This is a genomic window from Vibrio zhanjiangensis, assembly GCF_030161235.1.
Classification (GTDB): domain Bacteria; phylum Pseudomonadota; class Gammaproteobacteria; order Enterobacterales; family Vibrionaceae; genus Vibrio; species Vibrio zhanjiangensis.
Map to the genome: position 1 here is coordinate 24,797 of NZ_BSPW01000084.1, position 21,836 is coordinate 46,632.

Genomic DNA, 21,836 nt, shown 5'->3' on the forward strand with positions numbered 1-21,836 from the left:
CAATTAGGCGAGAGTGGAATGGTTTAAATGTGCTCGCCAGACTTTCATATCGAATAAAGGTGATTTATGCATATTACTCAAGGGCCTCAGTTCAACGGTAAAGCATCTAAACGCTTACATGTGATGGCCAAACCCATTGGGGCCGTGTGCAACATTGACTGCACTTATTGCTATTACCTCAGCAAACAGGACTTGCTTGAGTATAAACAAGGCTGTTCACCCATTATGGACGATGAGACATTAGAAGCTTACATCCGTCAGTATATTGAAGGTCAAAATACACCTGAAATCATTTTCTCTTGGCAAGGTGGTGAGCCGACAATGCTGGGTTTGGACTATTTTAAAAAGATTGTTGAACTTCAGGCTCAGTACAAGCCAATTGGTGTCACTATCGCCAATGATTTGCAGACCAATGGCACTTTACTTAATGATGAGTGGTGTACCTTTTTGAAAGAGAACAATTTCTTGGTCGGTCTGAGTATTGATGGTCCAGAAATGCTGCATAATGCCTATCGAACCAATCGTGCGGGTCGTGGAACTTTTAAGCAAGTGATGAATGCGGTTGAGCTGTTACATAAACATGATGTCAAGTTCGCCACCTTGACTTGTGTCAACAACCTAACCAGTCGTAATCCACTGGAAGTGTACCGCTTTCTGCGAGATGAGGTGCGCTCTCCGCAAATGCAGTTTATTCCGATTGTAGAGCAGAAAACATTTCGCACAAAAGCCCCTCAAACTTGGCAGCCGCAAGAGCAGTTAAAACAAGGCGATAAACGCTTGATTCCAGGCCATAGAGAATCCGTTGTTGAACCTTGGTGTGTGGCAGATGAAGCATGGGGAAACTTTCTGATTGCAATCTTTGACGAATGGATTCAAAACGATATAGGTAAAGTGTTTGTACAATATTTCGAAGCCAGTATAGAGACTTGGATGGGGCGGAAAAATCCTTTATGCACCTTAGGTGAGATATGTGGTAAAGGGTTGGCCATGGAGCCCAATGGTGACGTATTTTCGTGCGATCACTATGTTTATCCGGAATATAAAATCGGCAATATCCATCATCAAAAATTAGAGACATTGGCTTACAGCCGTGAGCAGCAAAAGTTTGGCTTTGCTAAAAAGCGCACATTGCCTTTGCAATGCCAAAGATGTGACTATCAATTCGCTTGTTACGGAGAGTGTCCGAAAAACCGGTTTGTCCGCAGTCAGGATGGCGAGTCTGGTTTGAACTATTTGTGTGCAGGCTGGAAGAAGTTTTTCACTCATGCTGACAAGGCTATTGCGTACGTCCTTCGTGCCACGGGTAACCCTGTCGCTCATGGAAAATATAGTGATGCTTTGCTGCGCGAACATCTTGCCAAGCACCCAAGATTTGAAACTAAGTTTTAAGGTGGGGTTGATGAAAATGTTAGCAAAAGGCACTAAGCGGTATGTTCCTCTTTATAGCGGTTTATCTTCTAAGATGCTTCTGGTTGCTATTATGGGGATGTCGTTTATGCAAACTTCTGCGGCCAGTAACCAAAGTCCTATGCTGTCGGAGCAAGAGGTTATGGGTATCTCAGATGAAAAAGCACAGAATGTGACGCCACAGCAAAGAGTTACTCGACTGTCTTATCAAGCACAGGATATCAAGCAACCTCAAGAAAAACGCATTGAGGCGCTTCATGAGCTGGCCAATTATCCCAGTCAAAATGCACTTGTGGCTGTCGTGCGTAGTTTACAAGACAATAACACCAATATTCGAGAAGCGGCCATTGTCGGTGCCGCTCCTTACTCTATTGAACATCGTTGGCGTATTATTGAGCCGCTACTAAATGACAGTGAGGCTAAGGTACGAATTGCTGCCGCAACTAACTTAGTACGGGATTATTCAAATCTAGGTCCCAAGCAGCAAGAGATTTTGCAAAAGCCGGTAGCTGAACTGATCACTTACCTACAATCCGAGCAAGATCAGAGTTCTCAGTTACTGCTTGCAGATGTTTATCGCTGGCATCGTGACTGGAGTCAAGCGGATAGAATCTATCAAACTTTAATCCAAAAGCAGCCGAATACTCCAGAGGTTTGGTTGAGTTTAGCTGATAACTATCGCGGTCAAGGGCAAAACACCAAAGCAATCCAAACTTTGAATAAAGCGATCATATTCAATCCTGACAACGCTGCTCTGCATTATTCCAAATCGCTTGCATTAGTAAGACTTGATGATAAGAGAAGGGCCGCCGAAGAAATGGAGCAGGCAGCAAAGATGGCGGAGGATAATAGTTATTATTGGTATTTAAATGGAGTGTTACAGGAAGAATATGATTTGGACCAGTCTGTGCAGTCGTTCGAACATGCATATTTGATTTCTGGCGCACCAGAGCAGCTTTATGCAGTATGTGATATCTATATCCGTTATAACAATCCTAAAACGGATCAGTGCTTAAGTGAATTAGCAAAGCTAGCGCCTCAATCTGTCATTGATGGATTAAAAAGTGCCACTAAGTAGTGTAGTTAGACGATCTCATCGGTGATTCGCTTACGGTTGTTTACTTATATCCTATAGTGCTTATTTACTAATGTATTGAATGAGTTATGGCATTGTAATACCTAAATCACGTTCGTCAAAATCTGAGAGATGGCTATACTAAAATCACTAGTTGATTGAATAGGGTAACTAAGGATGGTAGTTCAACGTATAGCAGCAATGTTTTCTCGGGTTATGATGGGCACATGTCTTGTGGCTGTGTTTCCTTCATACGCATTAGACTTTTCAACCTTTAACTTTCCACCTTTCTCGCAGCAAGATCAGAGTGGGGAGGTCTCCGGTCCTTTTGTTGGAATTATTAAAGATATATGTAAGGAAATGAATGAACCTTGCACTTTTGAAATGGTACCGAATCGTCGTCTCAAAATGAAGGTTGCAAATGGTGAAGTCACCGGTGGCTTTCCTTATGGGTGGAATGCTGAGCGAGCAAAAACGTTGTACTTTTCAGTACCATTTATGCTGACAGAGTATGGTGTGTTCGTGTCTAACAAGAACCAAACACAGATATCAGGTTTGTCAGATATGCAGGGATTTCATGTTGGCGTATTCGGTCCATCAAATACGTCGAAGTCTCTTGATAAGCTGCAAGCAAAGATGGAACAGGATGGTCTAAAGCCGATAACAATCAAACTGCAAACCGATCCTAAAGGACAATTGGTTAAAATGGTCAACCATGGTCGAATCGATGCAATCTACAACAATAAGGCGGTGACTATGTATCGAGCGAAAGAGTTGAACGAAGACATTCGCTATGCATGGAAAGACAAAGAGCTGTTGTATTTTGTTGCATTTCCAAAAGAAAAAACAGACATCAACTTAGTTAAGCGCTTTAATCAAGCTGCGCTAAAACTTTTCTCTCAGTCAGGGTATTTAGATGGTTTGCTCACACCATGGAGTATTTTGCCACCGCCATTAACCGACGATGTGCTCGATAAATACGATATTGCACGGTAATGCCAAATTTGTTCAGGGGCGACGCCCCTGACATGTACTAGCACCGTTGAATAAAGTTAAAAACTATAGATGATCATCAATAAAGCGCGCTTCACTGGATAAATGGTAGACTCGGAAGATGAGTACCATCATATACATCCTAAACTCCTATCTATCCATTGAATTGTATTAACTTTTAGTCGTTGACTAACTTAGAGTGAGCACTTAGTATATTAGTAAATGCTTATTTAGTGGAAGGCAAAATTCTGTAGAGCGACACAGGGTGGCAAACAAAGGTGTAATACATGACGAATGACATACCATGGCTTTCCTTAATTGGTGGTGGCTTACTAGGTTTATCGGCTGCGTTTTTGCTCTTGGTTAGTGGAAAAGTGGCAGGGATTAGTGGGATTATTAACGGTTTGTTGTCCCCGACCAAAGGGGACATCATTTGGCGAGTTCTATTTTTGTCAGGCCTTGTAATAGGAGGTCTGGTTGGCTTAATCACTATGGGGATTCAAGCACCTGACACCAATAGTATTCCCATTTATATACTTGTTTTGGGGGGATTTCTGGTTGGTTTTGGGACCCGATTGGCGAATGGCTGCACAAGTGGGCATGGAATATGTGGAATTGGGCGTTTATCGCTTCGCTCCTTGCTCGCAACCGGTACATTTATTTTGGTTGCCATCATAACAGTGTGGCTGACTATAGAGATAAAGTTATGACGCAAGCATGGGTTAAAATGTCTATCTTCATTAGTGGGTTATTGTTTGGGTTGGGGATGACGCTTTCAGGTATGATTGACCCTGATAAGGTTATTGGTTTTCTGAACATTACAGGGCAATGGGACCCCAGTTTGGCGTTTGTATTAGGTGGGGCGTTAGCAGTGTACACACCTGCTTATCATCTTTGGCTAAAACACAAAACACATGCTTGGTCAGGGGCGACGTATTGCTTTACACCCAACAAGACCATAGACACTCGTCTAATAGTTGGCGCGGGAATATTTGGCGTCGGTTGGGGACTGGTGGGAATCTGTCCAGGACCTGCTGTGGCAAGCTTAGGTTTTGGTAATCTAGATATCGCTATATTTATTGTTGCAATGATAATCGGCTCTTTGCTGGCTAAACGCTTAACGCGAGGTTAAGCTCGTTCAATTAAGCGATGTTTTCAAGGGGCAGTGATCACTTAAATGGTAGTTAAGAACCTGTTCGCTGGGAAATGCCACTTGTTTTGGTGGGCTGAAGGAAAGATCGTCACTAACGATTATATGGTCGATCAAAGAGCGGAATTGATGAAGTCGTTTCGGTTGATGCCTAGAACGCACCTTGCAACTCGCTTGTGTAGAACGTGTAGCTAGCTTGGCAGAAGAAAATTGGGCAATGTCTCGCCATAGCCAGTCGCCTTGGTAGCCAAGGTTATGGTTAAAATCACCCAAAACCATATATTGCTGCTTGGCTTTTTCGCGTTCTAGAATCCATTGGTTGAGCACTTTTCCCTGAGATTTCAGAACTTGGCAATCTTTGCTGCTGTTGTATGCTCCGCTGCAACGTGCTTTAAGATGTACCGACAATACATGTATAGGCGATCTTTGATTGACCGTGATGATAGCATAAGCGGCAAATCTAAGTTTACTGTTTTCTCGTGGATCAAGCCTGAGATCCGTCTGATTTTTATAGTGAATTCCCTTGCGTACCGCAAAGCCAGTATATTGGTTTATATCATTAAATTGTTGTTTCTGATACTTGGTATTTGCACGTTCAGATAGGTAAATATCATAGTCTTTGCCGACCACTTTACCAATCGCCTCCAAGTCATTAACTTCTTGAAAGGCCAGAACATCTGTACCTATGGTGGCAAAATGTTTGGCAAGTGCATCAAAGTCGGCTTGTTTGCGTTTTGACTGAACAAACTGCTCTGATGGTTTAGTGGTTAACCACTCTATATTCCAAGTTGTCACTGCAAGAGGAGCGGCGGCAATCGCGCTCGATACGAAAAAGAGAATCAATGCAAAGGTATAGTTCTGCCAATTAGGGCGGCTTATAGTCATACAAAAATAGATTCATCACGCCAAAACAGCATAGTTTATATGAAATCACACCTGATTCAGTGATAAACGCTTCAAACTCAGATCATGATTTTTCACTAACTTGCGATCTCAGCCAGAAAGATCGGTGTGTTGTTCACCAAGCGCAGAAGTTTGTTGATCGACGTCAATACATGCATTTACCAAGTCTCGTTAAATTCACCACAACATGTGGTGCTGTTGATGTTAAATGTTCCTTTATATTGTGAATTTAACGATCTTCTAGTGGGCCGAAATTAAGGAGAAACGGTGAAGCCAATTGTAATCAAACGTGATGGTTCCAAGGTGCCATTTTGTCGCGGGCGTATTCAATCAGCCATTGAAGCTGCGGATGAGAGTAGCAGTAAAGAGGTGGCGGTTTACGCACTGAATGTTGCGCTAGCGGTAGAAACGCAATTGAATGAACATCAGCACGTTAATATTGCAGAGATTCAGACTCAAGTTGAAAATACATTGATGCAGGGGCCCTATCCAGCCCTTGCTCGAGCCTATATTGAATATCGCCATGATCGTGATGTTGCGAGAGAAAAACAAAGTGTTCTGACACGAGAAATCGAGGGTTTAATTGCCGAGAGTAACGTTGATTTGATCAACGAAAATGCCAATAAGGATGGCAAAGTTATTCCTACGCAGAGAGATTTGCTGGCGGGAATCATGGCGAAGCATTATGCCAAAACTCGCATTCTCCCACGTGATATCGTTACCGCACATGAACTCGGCGATATTCACTATCATGATCTGGATTACGCTCCATTTTTCCCCATGTTTAACTGTATGCTGATTGATTTAAAAGGCATGCTGACTCACGGTTTCAAAATGGGTAATGCTGAAATTGACACCCCTAAGTCAATTTCCACAGCCACTGCGGTCACAGCACAAATTATTGCTCAAGTTGCGAGCCATATTTACGGTGGTACGACAGTAAATCGTATTGATGAAGTGCTTGCACCCTATGTTATGGCAAGTTACCACAAGCATCTTGTGGTGGCAAAAGAATGGGGAATAGAAGATGCACAACGCTTTGCAAAAAATCGTACAGAAAAAGAATGTTTTGATTCATTCCAATCTTTGGAGTATGAAGTAAACACTTTGCATACCGCCAATGGACAAACGCCTTTTGTCACCTTTGGCTTTGGTTTAGGTACTTGCTGGGCATCTTGTATGATTCAGCAAGCCATATTAAAAAATCGCTTGGCAGGTCTTGGAAAAAACCGCAAGACGGCGGTGTTCCCTAAGCTAGTATTTACCATCAAACAAGGGCTAAACCGTAGTCACAACGATCCCAATTATCACATCAAGCAACTCGCGTTAGAGTGTGCGTCAAAGCGTATGTATCCAGATATTCTTAACTACGATCAAGTAGTGAAAGTGACAGGGTCATTTAAAACCCCGATGGGTTGTCGCAGTTTTCTTAATGAGTATCAAGAAAACGGAGAGCTTATCCATGATGGACGTAACAATTTGGGGGTTGTGAGTCTGAATCTTCCGCGAATTGCCCTACAAGCTAAGCAAAATGAAGAGACTTTTTATACTTTGCTCGATGATAAGTTGCTCGTTGCGCGCAAAGCATTAGAAACACGCATTGCTCGGTTAGAAAATGTTAAAGCTCGTGTTGCGCCGATTTTATACATGGAAGGGGCATGTGGAATGAGGCTCGGTGGTGATGAACCTATCGCAAACATATTTAAACATGGTCGTGCGTCTATTTCGCTTGGCTATATCGGCCTTCATGAGACGATTAACGCCTTATATGGAACCGCGGCGCACCTTTTTGACAGTCCTAGCCTGCAAGCGAAAGCAATCAAGATAGTGAAATATCTTAAACGGGCGGTTAACCAGTGGACTCAAGAATCAGGCTACGGATACAGCTTGTATGCCACACCAAGTGAAAACTTGTGTCATCGTTTCTGCCGTATTGATGCCAAAGAATTCGGCGTAATCAAAGGCGTGACGGACAAAGGCTATTACACCAATAGTTTTCATCTTGATGTGGAAAAGAAGGTTAACCCTTACGATAAAATTGACTTTGAAATGGCGTACCCTGAAATTTCAAGTGGTGGCTTTATTTGTTATGGCGAATTTCCCAATATGGAATCGAACATTGAAGCGCTTGAAAATGTTTGGGATTACAGTTACTCACGAGTACCTTACTATGGCACCAATACACCGATTGATGAATGCTATGAATGCGGCTATCGCGGGGAATTTGATTGCACAAGTAAGGGGTTTTGCTGTCCAAACTGTGGCAATCACGATTCCTCCACAGTGTCTGTAACCAGGCGAGTATGTGGTTATTTAGGCAGCCCGGATGCAAGACCTTTTAATGTAGGCAAGCAACAAGAGGTCATTCGCCGCGTGAAACACCTCTAAGCCATGAACTATCACGCCTATTACCCAGTGGATGTGGTTAACGGTGAGGGAACGCGCTGCACTTTGTTCGTTTCAGGCTGTGAGCATCAATGTCGAGGTTGCTATAACCAGTCAACTTGGCGCCCAGACTCTGGGCAGCCTTTTACTCAAGCACTTCAAGACACCATTATTGCTGATCTCAAAGACAGTCGAATTTACCGCCGAGGACTGTCTTTATCTGGCGGAGACCCTCTTCATCCCGTAAATCTTCTCGCCATCAATGAACTTATTCAAAGAGTAAAATCAGAATGCCCTGATAAAGATATATGGCTTTGGACGGGCTACACTTTAGGCGATCTCAATGGTCAACAACGCGCTATTGCTCAGCAAGTCGATGTACTTATTGACGGTAAGTTTGAACAAGACAAAAAAGATCTTACCTTAAAATGGCGCGGCAGCTCAAACCAAATGATTTATTGGATGAAGGATCTTGTTTCTATTGTTGATGAAGAGACTTCCAAAATTGGTGCGCAGTCCAAATAAGGGGATGCCACTTTAAAAAAATCACCCATCGGATTCATATCTATGGACTAATATATTGTTTTTTATAAAAAATAATATATATTGGGCATACGTTTTTTATAGATACAAGCGCCTGAAATAAAAATGAAAAAAATACTAATGCTATTAACTCTACTTACTCTTTCTTCAGTAACCTTAGGGTGTGCTAGCACAACGCTATCCAACGCAGGTAAGGAAGTAAAAATCTTAAAGCACCTATCTATATCTGAGCTAGACTCTTATGATGAAGTCGGTACAATTTCTTGTAACTTTGGTTTTAACTTTCGTTCTTCATCAGACAATATAAAACAATGTCGAGATGATCTACGCAATAAATCTGCACAGATAGGTGCAAGTATTTTAATAATTGATCATCAGCAGCTGGGGAATTCTAACGATTGTCCTAATTGTATAACAATGACAGGGACGGTATATAAGCTTCGTTCACAGTAAAGATTTTCAGGATATATATTAACCAATAGTAAAGTAATCCATATTCACAATAATACAATTTCTTCTGATATTAATAGAAGCCAGTGAAAAGGCGAAAAGTTTCCTTAGTCTTGAAGAAGGTTTTGAGACTGAAAACATTGAGTGGAACTCAATTCAACAATATGGATGGGAAAAGGCAGCAAAACACTATTTTAGGGAGTAGAATGTTAGGAACACATTCCTATTCTTGGCAGTGTGCCCAGCTAAACCTCAACTCCCAGACCTTGCTACATGCGAGGCCTTTTTATTATGTATCAATATCTACACTATTTATTGAAAATCTCTCAATCAAAGATTTGGCGGCTTACTGGCTGGCAAGTTTTCGCCAGATTTCTTCTATTGGGCCGGTTTTGTGGCTTTTCAGCCAATGGTGTGAAAAAAGTAGCTGACCGAGAATGATGGCGAGTGCAATCAGATAAACCCAGCTCAATGATAGCTTGGAGAACAAACCAGTTGCATGGAACAATAGTAAGCCAATCAATGACTGCATCAGGTAGTTGGTTAGAGGTAAGCGCCCTAATATACAAAAAGCATTGCCGAGTTTTGCCCTTTTTAAGTGTTCAGAAAAATAAGCGATAGCCGCCGCATACCCAAGTGCCATACCCGTGACCGATATCAGATATAAAAGCTCTAAGGCAATACTTCTCAATTCAGGCTTTATTGAAATCGCTGTGTATTGCATCATGGCTTTTAGTATTCCAGCAGGAAAAGCTACAATAATAGCGGCGATCATAAGCTGGACTTTCATGCGCTGTTTAGCATCGCTGGATGAGAAAAACTCAGTGCGTCCAAAGCAATAACCTAAAAGAAACATGGAGGTACTTTTGTACAAACGTCCGGTATTAAAGTTGCTCTCTATTGCAAAGATAAGCCTCTGAAAGTTAGCAGAAAACCACTCCCCTTGCTGATAGAGCGAATAGAGCTGACTTTTTTTAAAACCATGGGCGAGATCTATCGTGGGTGTCGAAATGCCATAATATTTGGCAATGTCCTGCGCCACAGGCAGCAATAGAAGGGTTGCTGATAGGATCAGTAGAGAGCGAGTGGACCAGTCACGCACCAGCATCAGTAATACACCTAAGATGGCATAGTACCTCAGAATATCGCCCCACCAAATAAACAGCGCATGAATACAGCCGATTAGAAATAAAATGCTCTGTCTTTTGACGAAGTAATAAGGAAAGACCCGTTCGTTTCCTTTGTATCTGCTGTAAAGAATGTAGAATCCGAGCCCAAATAAGAGGGAATAAATGTAATAGAATTTTCCGTGAACAAATAAACGGGTGAAAAAGAGCAGCGCTTGATCTAAAAATGTAACGTTAAGCCGCTCTATACGGACAGACATTGGGCTATCTAAAAATCCGCTATGCCATAAAATATTGGCCATTAATATGCCGACAAGAGCAAAGCCTCGCAGCATATCGATGGCATCGATTCTGCCGTCACGGTTATCCGTCATTCCCTCACCTTTCAAGAATTTTCTTCTGAAGGTCATCATCCTTTGGAAGCGATACTTTCCTACATACTATCAGTAATATAGCTTTAATAGCTTGCAATGAGTGAGAGTCGTTATTTTTGCACAAATTGTAAACGACTTGATACTAATAATGAGGTGAATATCAAAGGCCAATTTATTAACTTATGGTACATACCACCACTTATTGTCGATAGCTTTAAAACCTTCAGTCAGCGTTGGGCTAGGAATACGAATGTGAGTTCGTTCTGCAAGGTTTGCTTTCGTAAAGGCATCGCTTGAAAATGGGTGATTTATCAACAATTGCTGCAGACTACCGTCTTCAAATGCAGCTTCTAAGCCCTTGTTCATTACTGCGGCCAATTCTTGGTCTTCATTGCGTATATAGAAAAATCGACCATAGGGATATATCAAGACTAATTGATTTTCGACCATTAACTGTGTTTGATTGCCTCGGTACGTTTGCAAAAATTGATGGACTTCTGTTGCCCCCAAAGGAAACAAGTCAAATCGTTTCCCACCGACCATTTTGATTAGTATTTCAATACGCGGTGCGGTAGTGACTTTCAGTCCTGCAGCTTCCAAAATTCGAATGTCTCCCCAACCTTGACCCTGACCCATAACAAACTGACTGAGTTGCGACACATCTTTCACATTTTCTACCTTGGCCTGAGTATCTTGGTGGATGATAAACAATCGCCAACCCGTTAGGCCTAAGTCAATAGGTAAATAAATAGGCTTAAAACGTCCATCGAGTGTTTCGTCAAAACCGGTATCAAAAATATCGAGCTGGCCGTTTTCGACCAGTTGCCGAGCACGGTTTTGATTGACTTCATTAGAGTCCACCACGGCAGTCATATCGGCACCTGACTTTTCAATCGCCAGTTTCAACATGGCAAGGCCAATCGATTGTTCTCCAATACCGTCAAGGTTTGGGTAGCGTATTTCTCTGGCAAAAATAGCGCTGGAGAGCACGCTCAGCAGCAATAAAAAATATACCTTCATAACGGGAGTCTCTGCCTAGGAATCTGAATTTTAGTATAGTTATTTGTTACTAGCACTCCAGCTGCCACTATAATTGAGGTACGGTTTTGCAGAGAATATTCAATGAGCAAAAAGTACGTCAGTAGGATTGGTCGTCGTGTACTCCTTATTTTGGTGGCTGTTAGTAGTGTGATAACTCTGACAACGACGGGGTTACAGCTCTATTTAGACTACGATCGTGAGTTTGATGATGTGGAGTCAACCCATAGGGAAATAAGGCAAGTTTATTCTGGATTGCTTGCCACGTCGTTATGGTTTTACGACATACCATCACTGCAAAAGAGACTTGAAGAGCTGGCTACTTTGCCAAAAGTGGATTATCTTGAGGTGCGTCTTGATGGCGAGGTAATTTCGGCGGGTATCGCGCCAGAAGGCAGCCATGTTACTAGTCAATTCAATATTCAGTATTATGATCAAAATACCAATCTCGAAGCGACAGTGGGAGAGCTGGCGGTTACGTCAAATTCAGAAAAAATCTACCACTTTCTACTTCAGCAGTTTTTTATCAGTCTCATACTCAACGCAATAAGAACATTTCTTGTGTGTAGCATATTATTTTGGGTGTTCCATAAGAGCATAAATACTCGAGTGATCAACATTGTCAAATACTTGCGTCATTATTCTCCTCGTTATGCTACGGCGAGTTTGCAAATGAATGACAAGCATTGGACCATAGAAAGCAGGGACGAATTGAGCTGGGTCGCTGATGAGATAAATAAGCTGACGAGTACGTTTACTAAGCTATACCAGAGTATTAAATCAGAACAAGAAAAGCTACAAGACTTCACTTACGTATCATCGGATTGGTTATGGGAAACCGATCATGCTCATCGGCTAAGCTTTTGCTCTGATCCCATGAAAGCGGCGCTCGGCATTACTGATGATCAAATGCCTGTGGTGTACAATATCAAAGGGTTAAAAAAATCATCAAAGCTGCTTGAAAAGTTAGAACAAAAGAGGAGCTTTTCCATGTGCCAAGATAAGATTGAGTTTGAGGGGAAAGACTACTACTTCGTTTTTCAGGCGATTGCCAGATATAGTGATGGTGTTTTTTTGGGTTATAGAGGGACAGCGATCAATGTTACTGAGCTCAAGCAAGCTCAATTTGAGTTAGAAAAGCTCAATCACTCGCTAGAAGCTACGATTGCAGCACGAACTCACGCATTGCAAGAAAGTTTAAGGGAACTTGAAACCACCCAAGAGAAATTGGTTGAATCGGAAAAAATGGCCGCTTTGGGGGGCTTAGTTGCTGGGGTGGCACATGAAGTGAATACGCCTCTTGGTATCGCGGTTACCGCGACTTCGCTAGTTGAAGAGAGCTTAAATAAACTCAGTGACAGCTTTGACAATCAGACGTTAACCAGCACGGAGTTTACCAATGAAAGTCAGGTGATGGACAAAGGGCTTTCTATGCTTAAAGCGAACTTGCAGCGCGCCTCTCTACTCATCAAAGACTTCAAAAGTACCGCTGTCGATCAGATTTCAGAAAACCAATCTGAATTCAATATTTGCCGTGTGCTCAATGCACTTTTGGTTAGTCTAACTGCAGAGACCAAAAAGGTGCCTGTTGATATAGAGCTTATCGGTGATCAAGAACTCACTATGAATAGCTTACCCGGTGTGTTGACGCAAGTGATGACTAATTTGGTTCTCAATAGTATTCATCATGCATTTGAGCAAAGTACAAAACCAGCCAACATAGTGATTCATTACGAGCAATCTGACCAACAAATTATCTTTACCTATAGAGATAATGGCCAAGGCATCGCCAGCGAAGACCAGCAAAAAGTGTTTGAGCCATTTTTTACCACTAAACGTGGCAGTGGCGGGTCTGGTTTGGGTCTGACTTTAGTCTATAACTTAGTGAATCAGAAACTTAAGGGAGAGATATTGTTAGGTTCTGATATTGGAAATGGTGTGCAATATACCATAACCGTACCTAAGTGTTTATAAATTGGATGTTAGCCGACATTTGCTGACTACACTTAACAGTGCATATCGAAGAGAAGGGAAGCAATATTATGATACAGCGTGTATTTCGAGTTGGTTTGATGGTTGCAGTTTGTATGACGACGACATTTGCTTTTGGGCAAGAAATTAAATATCCCAATATAGATGGAATAGGCAAAGAATCAATAGGTTTGGCGGTGCTGGAATTGGCACTAAGTAAATCAGGTACTGACTACACGGTCACCGTAGATAAAAGAAGTGTGAACCAAAATCGCGCACGAAGTATGGTCGAAGCTGGTGAGCTGGATGTGTTCGACACCGGCTTTCAAAAAGAGCTTGAACAACGCTTTTTGCCGATTTACTTGCCACTTGAAATGGGATTGTTGGGTTGGAGGGTTCCGATTGTACACAAGGATACAGAAGCGAAGCTTGCGAATGTCAAAGATCTCAATCAACTGACTCAATTCAGTGTTGGGCAAGGGCAAGGTTGGGGAGATATACCCATATTAGAGAATGCGGGCTTTAAAGTGGTGACCGCCTCCCAGATCGAAAAGTTGATAAAAATGGTTGATGGTCAGCGCTTTGATTTATTTCCTTTGGGGGCAACGGAAGTCTATCAGTTTTTGCAAAAATTTGGTGCCGATAGCAAAAACCTAGTCGTAGATTCTAATGTCACCATTGTCTATCCGTATGGCCGATTTTTTTATGTGACCCAGAATCATCTTAAACTTGCTGATGCTATTACAACAGGAATGGAAAATGCGCTCGCAGATGGTAGCTTGCTTAAGCTACTCAAGCAACATCCTTTTTCTCAGGATGCGTTTGATAAGGCAGATTTGACAAATCGGGTTAGGGTGAACATCGACAGCCCTGATACAAAAGAAAGTTTTAGCCAAATTGATAGCCGTTGGTGGTATACGCCATAGTCTAGATTGATATGATCGATTCAGTCGCTCAAGGTGAAGCACATTTTGCCTGTGCGACTGACGTGAGTCTCTCGGTTGTATGGTATTAAAATCAACGCAACATTCATCTCCTGAGTAACGACCCACGTATTTTTAATGATACGGAATCCATCACTTCTGTTCGCTTTTCACTGTCAAACTTTTCAGTCTACGATCGTGATTAACCCCCTACATTTTATGCTTCGATTTGGCAAATGTGAAATAGGGCTTTCATTTTTGCTAGGTATAAATATAACCGATCCACGTCACATTCAAACACGTTAATTTAACAATAATGAAACAAAAATACATTTATTTACATTGTTGCTATCTGGTGTTGTGTTCTAATAGATGCATAAATTTGTAAAAAATGCGCACAATTTCAAACAGTTGATTTGGAAAGAATAGAACAACTTGCGTTTGAATCAAGGTGCTATGGGCATTAAGTTGCCCAACATATAACAATGACTTCACTTACCGTGGAGCAGTCAGGTCACAAACATAAGTGGCTTATTCATCAAAGACAGGTTTTTAGTCAGGGCATTTTTCGTCGAATGACCAATAGTAAACGCACATTCTCTGGTGTGACTCGCATGAACAGAACTTACGACGTGTGCCGTTTATCGATGGGTGCATTGGACGGTTTGCCTGAACCATATCCTCGTATTTTCTCAACAACGTCGATTCGTACTAGGAAAAAAAATGATAAATACAATAACGTCAGTCATATTCGGTGCCGCTGCGCTTACGAGCCATAGTGCCTACTCTATTGATATAGCGGTGAAATGCCCAGATGAACCTATCAACTCTTTAAAGTTGGTAAACGATCAAATTTACGTAGTGGTTGATAATGACCTTATTCGCAACAAAGTCTTACTTGATGGCTTAGAGCAGGGTAGCCTCCATTTTTGTACAACTCAAGTCACCAGCATGGCATCACTATTTAAAGGGCGTAAAGGTTTTAATACCAACATTGCGAATTGGGATACGTCAAATGTGACCGATATGTCCTCGATGTTTTATTGGGCTGAGTCTTTTAATCAAGAAATCGGTCATTGGGATACGTCAAAGGTGACTTCCATGCAGGAAATGTTTTATGGTGCCCGATCATTTAACCGGAAAATAGGCTATTGGGACACCGCAAAGGTAACGAATATGGATTCCATGTTTTTTTGGGCAAGCTCGTTCAATCAGGACATTGGTTATTGGAATACTTCCAAAGTAGTGACCATGGCTTGGATGTTTTTTGGTGCTAAACGGTTTAACCAAGATATTCGTTATTGGAATACATCTAAAGTGAGATGGATGCAGTCAATGTTTGGCGGAGCAGAGACATTTAACCAAGACATTGGCGGTTGGAATACTTCAAATGTGGCGAATATGTACTCGATGTTCTACAAAGCCAAAAAATTCAATCAAGATATCAGTCAATGGAATACGTCGAAGGTATCATCTATGCATCGGATGTTTGTCGGCGCGACATCGTTTAACCAAGATATTGGCGATTGGGATACTTCAAACGTCTCTCAAATGACACAGATGTTTGATCATGCGAGTAACTTCTCACAAGATTTAAGCCGTTGGAACGTATCTAAGGTAAGGGACTACAGTGAGTTTGCAATTGGTAGTGCATTGGCGTCTGTCCAGCAGCCTTATTTCACTGGCTCTGACTTTATTGAGGAAAAAAAGCAAGCGCAGCAGAGATACTTTACGCATAACCATTAAGTTACTTTAGCTGGTATTAATATTATCTAACATACGGCCAGTAACAATTTTCCAGTTACTGGCTGGTAGGGGAGGTTGCCGCACAGCCAGGTTAGTTTTTGTTTCAAATTGACCTTATCTAGGCGACGTAAAGAGCAATTTGAAGGCACTATTTACCAGTTTACTAATGCATTGACTCCCCTTTCTGCGCTAGTATTCATCTGTGTAACATAGGGAGTCAGCATAAACCCTTCTTGCATCGGTTCCGGTGATAACCTAAATAAAGTAGGTTATGTTGGTGCAGCGGCGATACTTATGCAGATAATGACAAACTTGGCGCAGAAAATAAGGACAACGAGTGCAGTACGTAAAAATTAAAGATGCGGTTGTTGAGCAAATAGAGTCAGGCTTGTTATCGCCTAGACAAAAATTGCCATCGGAGCGCAAACTGGCCGACTCCTTTAATACAACCAGAGTGACGTTGCGTGAAGCTTTGTCACTTCTGGAGTCAGAAGGTCGTATTTATCGAGAAGATCGCCGTGGTTGGTTTATTTCTCCGCAGCCTCTTAAATATGATCCGACGCAGACACTGAATTTCACCAATCTGGCCTTAGCTCAAAAACGTACGCCTCTTACGGAGTTATTGGCAGCAAAAGGTATACTGGCAAATAAGCAAGCCGCAAGTTTATTAGGGCTACAACCATTTTCAGATGTCTATAGAGTAGACAGAGTACGCTATTTAGAAAATAGACCTGTGGCATTTGTCACCAAGTATATTCGACCTGAATTGTTGCCAAACCTTCTCGATTTTGATTTGTCTCAGTCGCTGACAGATATCTATCGTGATAAATTTGGGGTTGTGTACCAAAAAATCAGATACCGAATTAGCACGAGTAGTTTACTGGCAGATATTGCGCAGGCATTAAGAGCCACGTCTGGAACGCCTGCTATGGTGATAGAACGCTTGAACTACAATCAACATGGTGAACTTATTGATTGTGATATTGAATACTGGCGTCATGATGCGATCAGTGTTGAATCTATTGCCCAATTGAATGGCTAAACCTGCGGTACGTGTTCAGTTTGCTGTTGTTTGTTGATCATTCAGAGAGTCGATATATTACAAGAGCTTTAATATTGGGTTTAATTTATCATAATAAATCTGATTATTGAAATAACCAATAGTGCTTTCGCCAATAAAATTTAATACTATCGATAGATTCTGGTCATTATTGTGATTTTATTCTATTTGTTTTATTAGAAGTGGATTATTTTAGAATAATATATTTATTTCTTAGGCTTGGATTCAATATAATCTCCGTAAAAATAATAAACTAAAATGAGTCTTAAGCTGAAATAAATCTTTTTATTAGGATTTATCCAACCGCGTCTATTCAAACTAGGAAATAATAATGATAAAAAAGGTCACCTCCATATTTGCTGGATCCTTCGTGCTTGCTAGCCAATGCGTATTTGCCATCGATATTTCAGTGAAGTGCCCAGAACAGCCAATTAACTCTGTGCTTATAGAAAAGGGGCAAGTGTATATTGTCGTGGATAACGCGCTTATTCGCAACCAAACCATGCTGGATAAACTCGAGCAAGGGCACATAGGTTTTTGCACTACCCAAGTGACTAATATGGATATGGTGTTCTTTGAGAGAGCAACCTTTAATACCAATATCAGCGATTGGGACACCTCAAATGTCACCAGTATGCACTCGATGTTTTTATATGCAGAGGCCTTTAACCAAGATATTGGCTTTTGGGACACGGCCAATGTTGCCACTATGATGCAAATGTTTTCTTTCGCCAAAGCATTCAATCAAGATATCGGCCACTGGGACACCGCCAGTGTCACAAACATGCAGTCAATGTTTCATAAAGCCCAAGCTTTTAATCAAGATATCGGGCATTGGGATACATCCAAAGTGACCAACATGTTTGGGATGTTTTATCAAGCGGACGCTTTTCATCAAGATATCAGTCATTGGGACACCGCCAATGTAACGAATATGAATAACATGTTTCAAGGCGCTGGCGTATTCAACACCGACATTGGCAGTTGGGATACCTCCAAAGTCACGACTATGGACTACATGTTTAATGGTGCAGAAGCGTTTAACCAAGATATCGGCCACTGGAACACTTCCCAAGTCACCAGTATGCAAGGAATGTTTATGGTCGCTTATCGCTTTAACCAAGATATTGGTCATTGGGATATGTCGAACGTTCGTAATATAAGCCGAATGTTTCTGGGTAGCTATGCGTTTAATCAAGATATCGGTCACTGGGATACCTCCAAGGTGACCGACATGTCAGGTGCCTTCAACGCGGCGCTTCTATTTAACCAAGATATTGGCCATTGGGATACCTCCAATGTGGTTAATATGAAAGAGATGTTCTCTCAAGCCACTCGCTTTTCACAAGACCTAAGCAATTGGAATGTTAGCCAAGTGACTGAGCATACCGATTTTGCTAAAGACAGCGTATTGACTGAGGAGCAGCTGCCTATATTTACCCAGTAGCGGGTGATCCTTTTAGATTTATTACTTAGCTTTGAGCCTCGCATAGCGAGGCTTTATTATATTTTCTTCATAAACGGTTTATTTTCTCACTTTTAATATTTGTATTACGTAGTTTTAAATAAATGATGGATTTAAATTTAAAACTATCATTATAAATCGCACATATGTGTGATTTTTCTCGATATGTTTTTGTTTTATATATGATTGTCATTGATTAATGATTACTTTTAAATCGGGTTTTAGTATTATTTCCTCTCATTAAAATAAAAATATAGAAATAATACATCATGAAATTAACGTCTGTTATTTTAGCCTGCATGGCTTTGGGTAGTGCAGCCAGCTTTGCCGAAGAAGATCATACCATTCGTTGTGATGCCAATCCTCCGGGCAGTGTGGTGATTATCGATGAGCGTTTATATGTGGTGGTCGATAATGGGCTATTGCGCCAAGAAGATTACTGGCAAAACTTTATCAACGGCAAGATAGAGCTATGCACAAGTCATGTCACTGATATGAGCGATTTATTTGCTCAATCACCGTATTTTAATTACGACATCAGTCAATGGGATACGCGCCGCGTGACCAATATGGATCGCATGTTTAAAGGAGCAAAGCGCTTTAAGCAAGATTTATCCAATTGGTCGGTGGAAAAGGTCACTCGCCATCAAGATTTCGCCCTGCAAAGCGGCCTGCCTGATTATTACCTGCCGCAATTTCAACACTAATTTCTGTTAATAATGTCTATTCAACCTAGGAACTAACCATGAAAAAAAACCTTTTGTCACTGCTTGTCGGGGCGGCAGCGCTTGCCAGTCAGCAGGCGTACGCCATAGATATTTCAGTCAAATGCCCAGATCAGCCTGTCAATTCCGTGCTAATGGAAAATGGTAAAGTGTATGTGGTGGTCGACAACGATTTGATTAGAAACCAAACCCTGCTCGATAACCTAGAGCAAGGCCATATTGGCTTTTGTACTACCCAAGTCACCAATATGGATGGAGTGTTCTCTGAAAGAACCACCTTCAATGCCGATATCAGTGATTGGGACACCTCGAATGTGACTAGCATGCGGTCCATGTTTTATAGGGCTGATGCTTTTAATCAAAATATCGGTCATTGGGATACCTTTAATGTGAAGTATATGGGCAAAATGTTTGGTGGTGCGAAAGCCTTTAATCAACACATCGGTCACTGGGATACGTCTAATGTAATTGACATGTCGTACATGTTTAATGAAGCATGGGTTTTTAACAAAGACATCGGTCACTGGGATACTTCTAACGTGACTAATATGTCTTACATGTTTTATTACGCTGTTGCTTTTAACCAAGATATAGGTCATTGGGATACCTCGAATGTCTATGATATGGGCGCTATGTTTAACAATGCCAAATCCTTTAACCAAGACATTGGTCACTGGGATACTTCAAAAGTAGGTGATATGTTCAATATGTTTGGTGGAGCAAGTACCTTCAATCAAGATATTGGTTATTGGGATACTTCCAAAGTGACTAATATGTCTCACATGTTTCTTTGGGCTAAAGCTTTTAATCAAGATATAAGTCATTGGGATACGTCGAATGTGACCAATATGGAGCGCATGTTTTCTTATGCTGTGGCGTTTAACCAAGATATAGGCTACTGGGATACGTCTAGTGTCACCAATATGAACAAAACGTTTAAAGGTAACACCATCTTTTCACAAGACTTAAGCAACTGGAATGTTAGCCAAGTGACTGAGCATACCGATTTTGCTAAAGACAGCATATTGACTGAGGAGCAGCTGCCGATATTCACCCAGTAGCGGGTGCTCTATAGAGTTACTACCTATTTCGAAGCCTCGCACAAGCGGGGCTTTTTACTTGGAATAGTAGAAATAGATAATGCTTAATTGATAACCTTCATTGTATTCTGACGGTGATTTTTGCTCGGTAATGTGAGTCGAGGTTAAAATTTTATTTCGACATTTTTAGGTTCAATGCTAAGTTGAGCGTTGCAATCAAAATAGCAAAGGATTATTTCGTCACATGTTTTCTCATCTACCCACGCCAGTTCTTGATCCTATTCTTTCGTTATCCGTCGCCTACCGTAATGACCCCAGACCCGATAAAGTGGACTTGGGCATAGGTGTTTATAAAAACAGTGCGGGTGAAACCCCTGTTATGAAGGCCATTTCTCAAGCACAAGATATTGTCGTGGCGACCCAAAAAACAAAATCTTATGTGGGCCTAGCCGGTTGTGAGGAGTTTAATCAAAGTATGGTTGAACTGCTGCTATCAGGGACCTCTGCGATGGAGAGAGTTGCTGCGATTCAGACGCCGGGGGCCAGTGGTGCGTTAAGAATGCTAGGCGATTTAATCAAAGTTGCGCAGCCTGATACTTGCGTTTGGATATCTAACCCAAGCTATGTCAACCACAGGCCGGTAATGGAAGCGGCAGGTTTAAAAGTTAAGCAATACACCTACTTTAGCCCGCAAACCAAGCAAGTAGACACAGCTCGTATGTTGGAAGAGTTGGCTCAGGCTGGTCCAAATGATGTGGTTTTACTGCATGGCTGCTGCCATAACCCAACGGGCGCAGACATTGATTTTGCTGCATGGCAAGCCATCACTGAGCTGGCACAAAAAAATGGGTTTGTGCCGTTTGTCGATGTGGCTTATCAAGGTTTTGGCGATGGCTTAGAGCAAGATGTTCAAGGCTTACGCTTTATGGCTGATAATGTCGAAGAGATGATGATCACGACCTCATGCTCGAAAAACTTTGGTCTCTATCGTGAGAGAACTGGTGCTGCTATTGTAGTGGGCAAATCTTTGCAAGAGGTTACGAATGCAAAAGGTAGAGCACTGACCCTTGCTCGCTCAACTTACACTATGCCACCTGATCATGGCGCAGCTTTAGTGAAAACCATTTTGCAAAGTCATGAACTGACAGGAATATGGAAACAAGAGCTGAGCGAAATGCAGCAGAGATTGGTTAGCTTGAGAAAGAGTTTATGCCAAGAGTTTCGAAATACTCATAACACGTCACAGTTTGATTTTATTGAGAGCCACAAAGGCATGTTCACTGTGCTAGGATTTAGCCAAGACCAAATGGCGCAACTTCGTGAGACATATGGTATTTATGGTGTCGGTGACGGGCGAATTAATATCGCTGGTTTGACTGAAAAAGACATTGCTTATGTCGCTGAAGCCATCGTGAAAGTCTCTTAAGTTTTGTGCTAAGGCCCACATTCGAGTGGGCCTTT

The 21,836-nt window shown here is 41.7% G+C and carries 20 protein-coding genes; 17 read left to right on the forward strand and 3 right to left on the reverse strand.

The features are described 5' to 3' along the window. Positions 1-66: 66 nt before the first annotated feature. From QQK21_RS18485 to QQK21_RS18505, 5 genes are all read left to right on the forward strand, one after another. Positions 67-1,389, forward strand: coding sequence for an anaerobic sulfatase maturase (locus QQK21_RS18485; protein WP_284193655.1), 1,323 nt, complete (start codon positions 67-69; stop codon positions 1,387-1,389). Positions 1,390-1,399: 10 nt separating this feature from the next. Beyond that, entirely contained in the window at positions 1,400-2,485 is a 1,086-nt protein-coding gene (locus QQK21_RS18490) for a tetratricopeptide repeat protein (protein WP_431313142.1), read from the forward strand. Between the two features lie 174 nt (positions 2,486-2,659). After that, positions 2,660-3,478, forward strand: coding sequence for a substrate-binding periplasmic protein (locus tag QQK21_RS18495; protein WP_284193656.1), 819 nt, complete (start codon positions 2,660-2,662; stop codon positions 3,476-3,478). Between the two features lie 284 nt (positions 3,479-3,762). Next, complete coding sequence (locus QQK21_RS18500; protein WP_284193657.1) at positions 3,763-4,185, forward strand: YeeE/YedE family protein; 423 nt, start codon at positions 3,763-3,765, stop codon at positions 4,183-4,185. Continuing rightward, a complete protein-coding gene (locus QQK21_RS18505; RefSeq protein WP_284193658.1) occupies positions 4,182-4,607 on the forward strand; it encodes a YeeE/YedE family protein in 426 nt (141 codons plus the stop codon). The genes QQK21_RS18500 and QQK21_RS18505 overlap by 4 nt, the downstream gene beginning before the upstream one ends. Before the next feature lie 6 nt (positions 4,608-4,613). Here the strand turns inward: QQK21_RS18505 and QQK21_RS18510 are convergent, their stop codons facing one another. Continuing rightward, positions 4,614-5,510 (reverse strand): endonuclease/exonuclease/phosphatase family protein, encoded by an 897-nt coding sequence (locus QQK21_RS18510; protein ID WP_284193659.1) that lies wholly within the window; start codon positions 5,508-5,510, stop codon positions 4,614-4,616. A 285-nt stretch (positions 5,511-5,795) separates the two neighbouring features. On the opposite strand from QQK21_RS18510, the gene nrdD reads away from it, so the two are divergent. From nrdD to QQK21_RS18525, 3 genes are all read left to right on the forward strand, one after another. Beyond that, complete coding sequence (gene nrdD / locus QQK21_RS18515; RefSeq protein ID WP_284193660.1) at positions 5,796-7,916, forward strand: anaerobic ribonucleoside-triphosphate reductase; 2,121 nt, start codon at positions 5,796-5,798, stop codon at positions 7,914-7,916. A gap of 3 nt (positions 7,917-7,919) precedes the next feature. Further along, positions 7,920-8,438, forward strand: coding sequence for an anaerobic ribonucleoside-triphosphate reductase-activating protein (gene nrdG / locus QQK21_RS18520; RefSeq protein ID WP_284193661.1), 519 nt, complete (start codon positions 7,920-7,922; stop codon positions 8,436-8,438). Between the two features lie 138 nt (positions 8,439-8,576). Then, positions 8,577-8,909, forward strand: a complete 333-nt coding sequence (locus QQK21_RS18525) for a hypothetical protein (RefSeq protein ID WP_284193662.1) — start codon at positions 8,577-8,579, stop codon at positions 8,907-8,909. A gap of 343 nt (positions 8,910-9,252) precedes the next feature. Here QQK21_RS18525 and QQK21_RS18530 read toward each other — a convergent pair whose 3' ends face one another. Beyond that, positions 9,253-10,407 carry a DUF418 domain-containing protein gene (locus QQK21_RS18530; protein WP_284193663.1) on the reverse strand — a complete coding sequence of 385 codons (1,155 nt, stop codon included), beginning with the start codon at positions 10,405-10,407 and terminating at the stop codon, positions 9,253-9,255. A 180-nt stretch (positions 10,408-10,587) separates the two neighbouring features. After that, positions 10,588-11,427, reverse strand: coding sequence for a hypothetical protein (locus QQK21_RS18535; protein WP_284193664.1), 840 nt, complete (start codon positions 11,425-11,427; stop codon positions 10,588-10,590). Between the two features lie 102 nt (positions 11,428-11,529). Between QQK21_RS18535 and QQK21_RS18540 the strand changes: the two genes are divergently transcribed. The 9 genes from QQK21_RS18540 to QQK21_RS18580 all read left to right on the forward strand — a co-directional run bounded on the left by QQK21_RS18540 (position 11,530) and on the right by QQK21_RS18580 (position 21,801). After that, positions 11,530-13,419, forward strand: coding sequence for a PAS domain-containing sensor histidine kinase (locus QQK21_RS18540; protein WP_284193665.1), 1,890 nt, complete (start codon positions 11,530-11,532; stop codon positions 13,417-13,419). 68 nt (positions 13,420-13,487) lie between these two features. Beyond that, on the forward strand, positions 13,488-14,342 hold the full coding sequence (locus QQK21_RS18545) for a hypothetical protein (protein WP_284193666.1): 855 nt from the start codon (positions 13,488-13,490) through the stop codon (positions 14,340-14,342). A gap of 482 nt (positions 14,343-14,824) precedes the next feature. Further along, positions 14,825-15,118, forward strand: coding sequence for a hypothetical protein (locus QQK21_RS18550; protein WP_284193667.1), 294 nt, complete (start codon positions 14,825-14,827; stop codon positions 15,116-15,118). Next, the gene (locus QQK21_RS18555) at positions 15,063-16,085 is read left to right on the forward strand and encodes a BspA family leucine-rich repeat surface protein (RefSeq protein WP_284193668.1); all 1,023 of its coding nucleotides are present in this window, start codon (positions 15,063-15,065) and stop codon (positions 16,083-16,085) included. The genes QQK21_RS18550 and QQK21_RS18555 overlap by 56 nt, the downstream gene beginning before the upstream one ends. A 337-nt stretch (positions 16,086-16,422) precedes the next feature. Beyond that, the gene (phnR, locus tag QQK21_RS18560; RefSeq protein WP_284193669.1) at positions 16,423-17,127 is read left to right on the forward strand and encodes a phosphonate utilization transcriptional regulator PhnR; all 705 of its coding nucleotides are present in this window, start codon (positions 16,423-16,425) and stop codon (positions 17,125-17,127) included. 349 nt (positions 17,128-17,476) lie between these two features. Continuing rightward, on the forward strand, positions 17,477-18,592 hold the full coding sequence (locus tag QQK21_RS18565; RefSeq protein ID WP_284193670.1) for a BspA family leucine-rich repeat surface protein: 1,116 nt from the start codon (positions 17,477-17,479) through the stop codon (positions 18,590-18,592). A 287-nt stretch (positions 18,593-18,879) separates the two neighbouring features. Continuing rightward, entirely contained in the window at positions 18,880-19,317 is a 438-nt protein-coding gene (locus QQK21_RS18570) for a BspA family leucine-rich repeat surface protein (RefSeq protein ID WP_284193671.1), read from the forward strand. Positions 19,318-19,355: 38 nt separating this feature from the next. Beyond that, positions 19,356-20,396, forward strand: a complete 1,041-nt coding sequence (locus tag QQK21_RS18575) for a BspA family leucine-rich repeat surface protein (RefSeq protein ID WP_284193672.1) — start codon at positions 19,356-19,358, stop codon at positions 20,394-20,396. A 223-nt stretch (positions 20,397-20,619) separates the two neighbouring features. Further along, positions 20,620-21,801 carry an amino acid aminotransferase gene (locus tag QQK21_RS18580; RefSeq protein WP_284193673.1) on the forward strand — a complete coding sequence of 394 codons (1,182 nt, stop codon included), beginning with the start codon at positions 20,620-20,622 and terminating at the stop codon, positions 21,799-21,801. Positions 21,802-21,836: the final 35 nt, after the last annotated feature.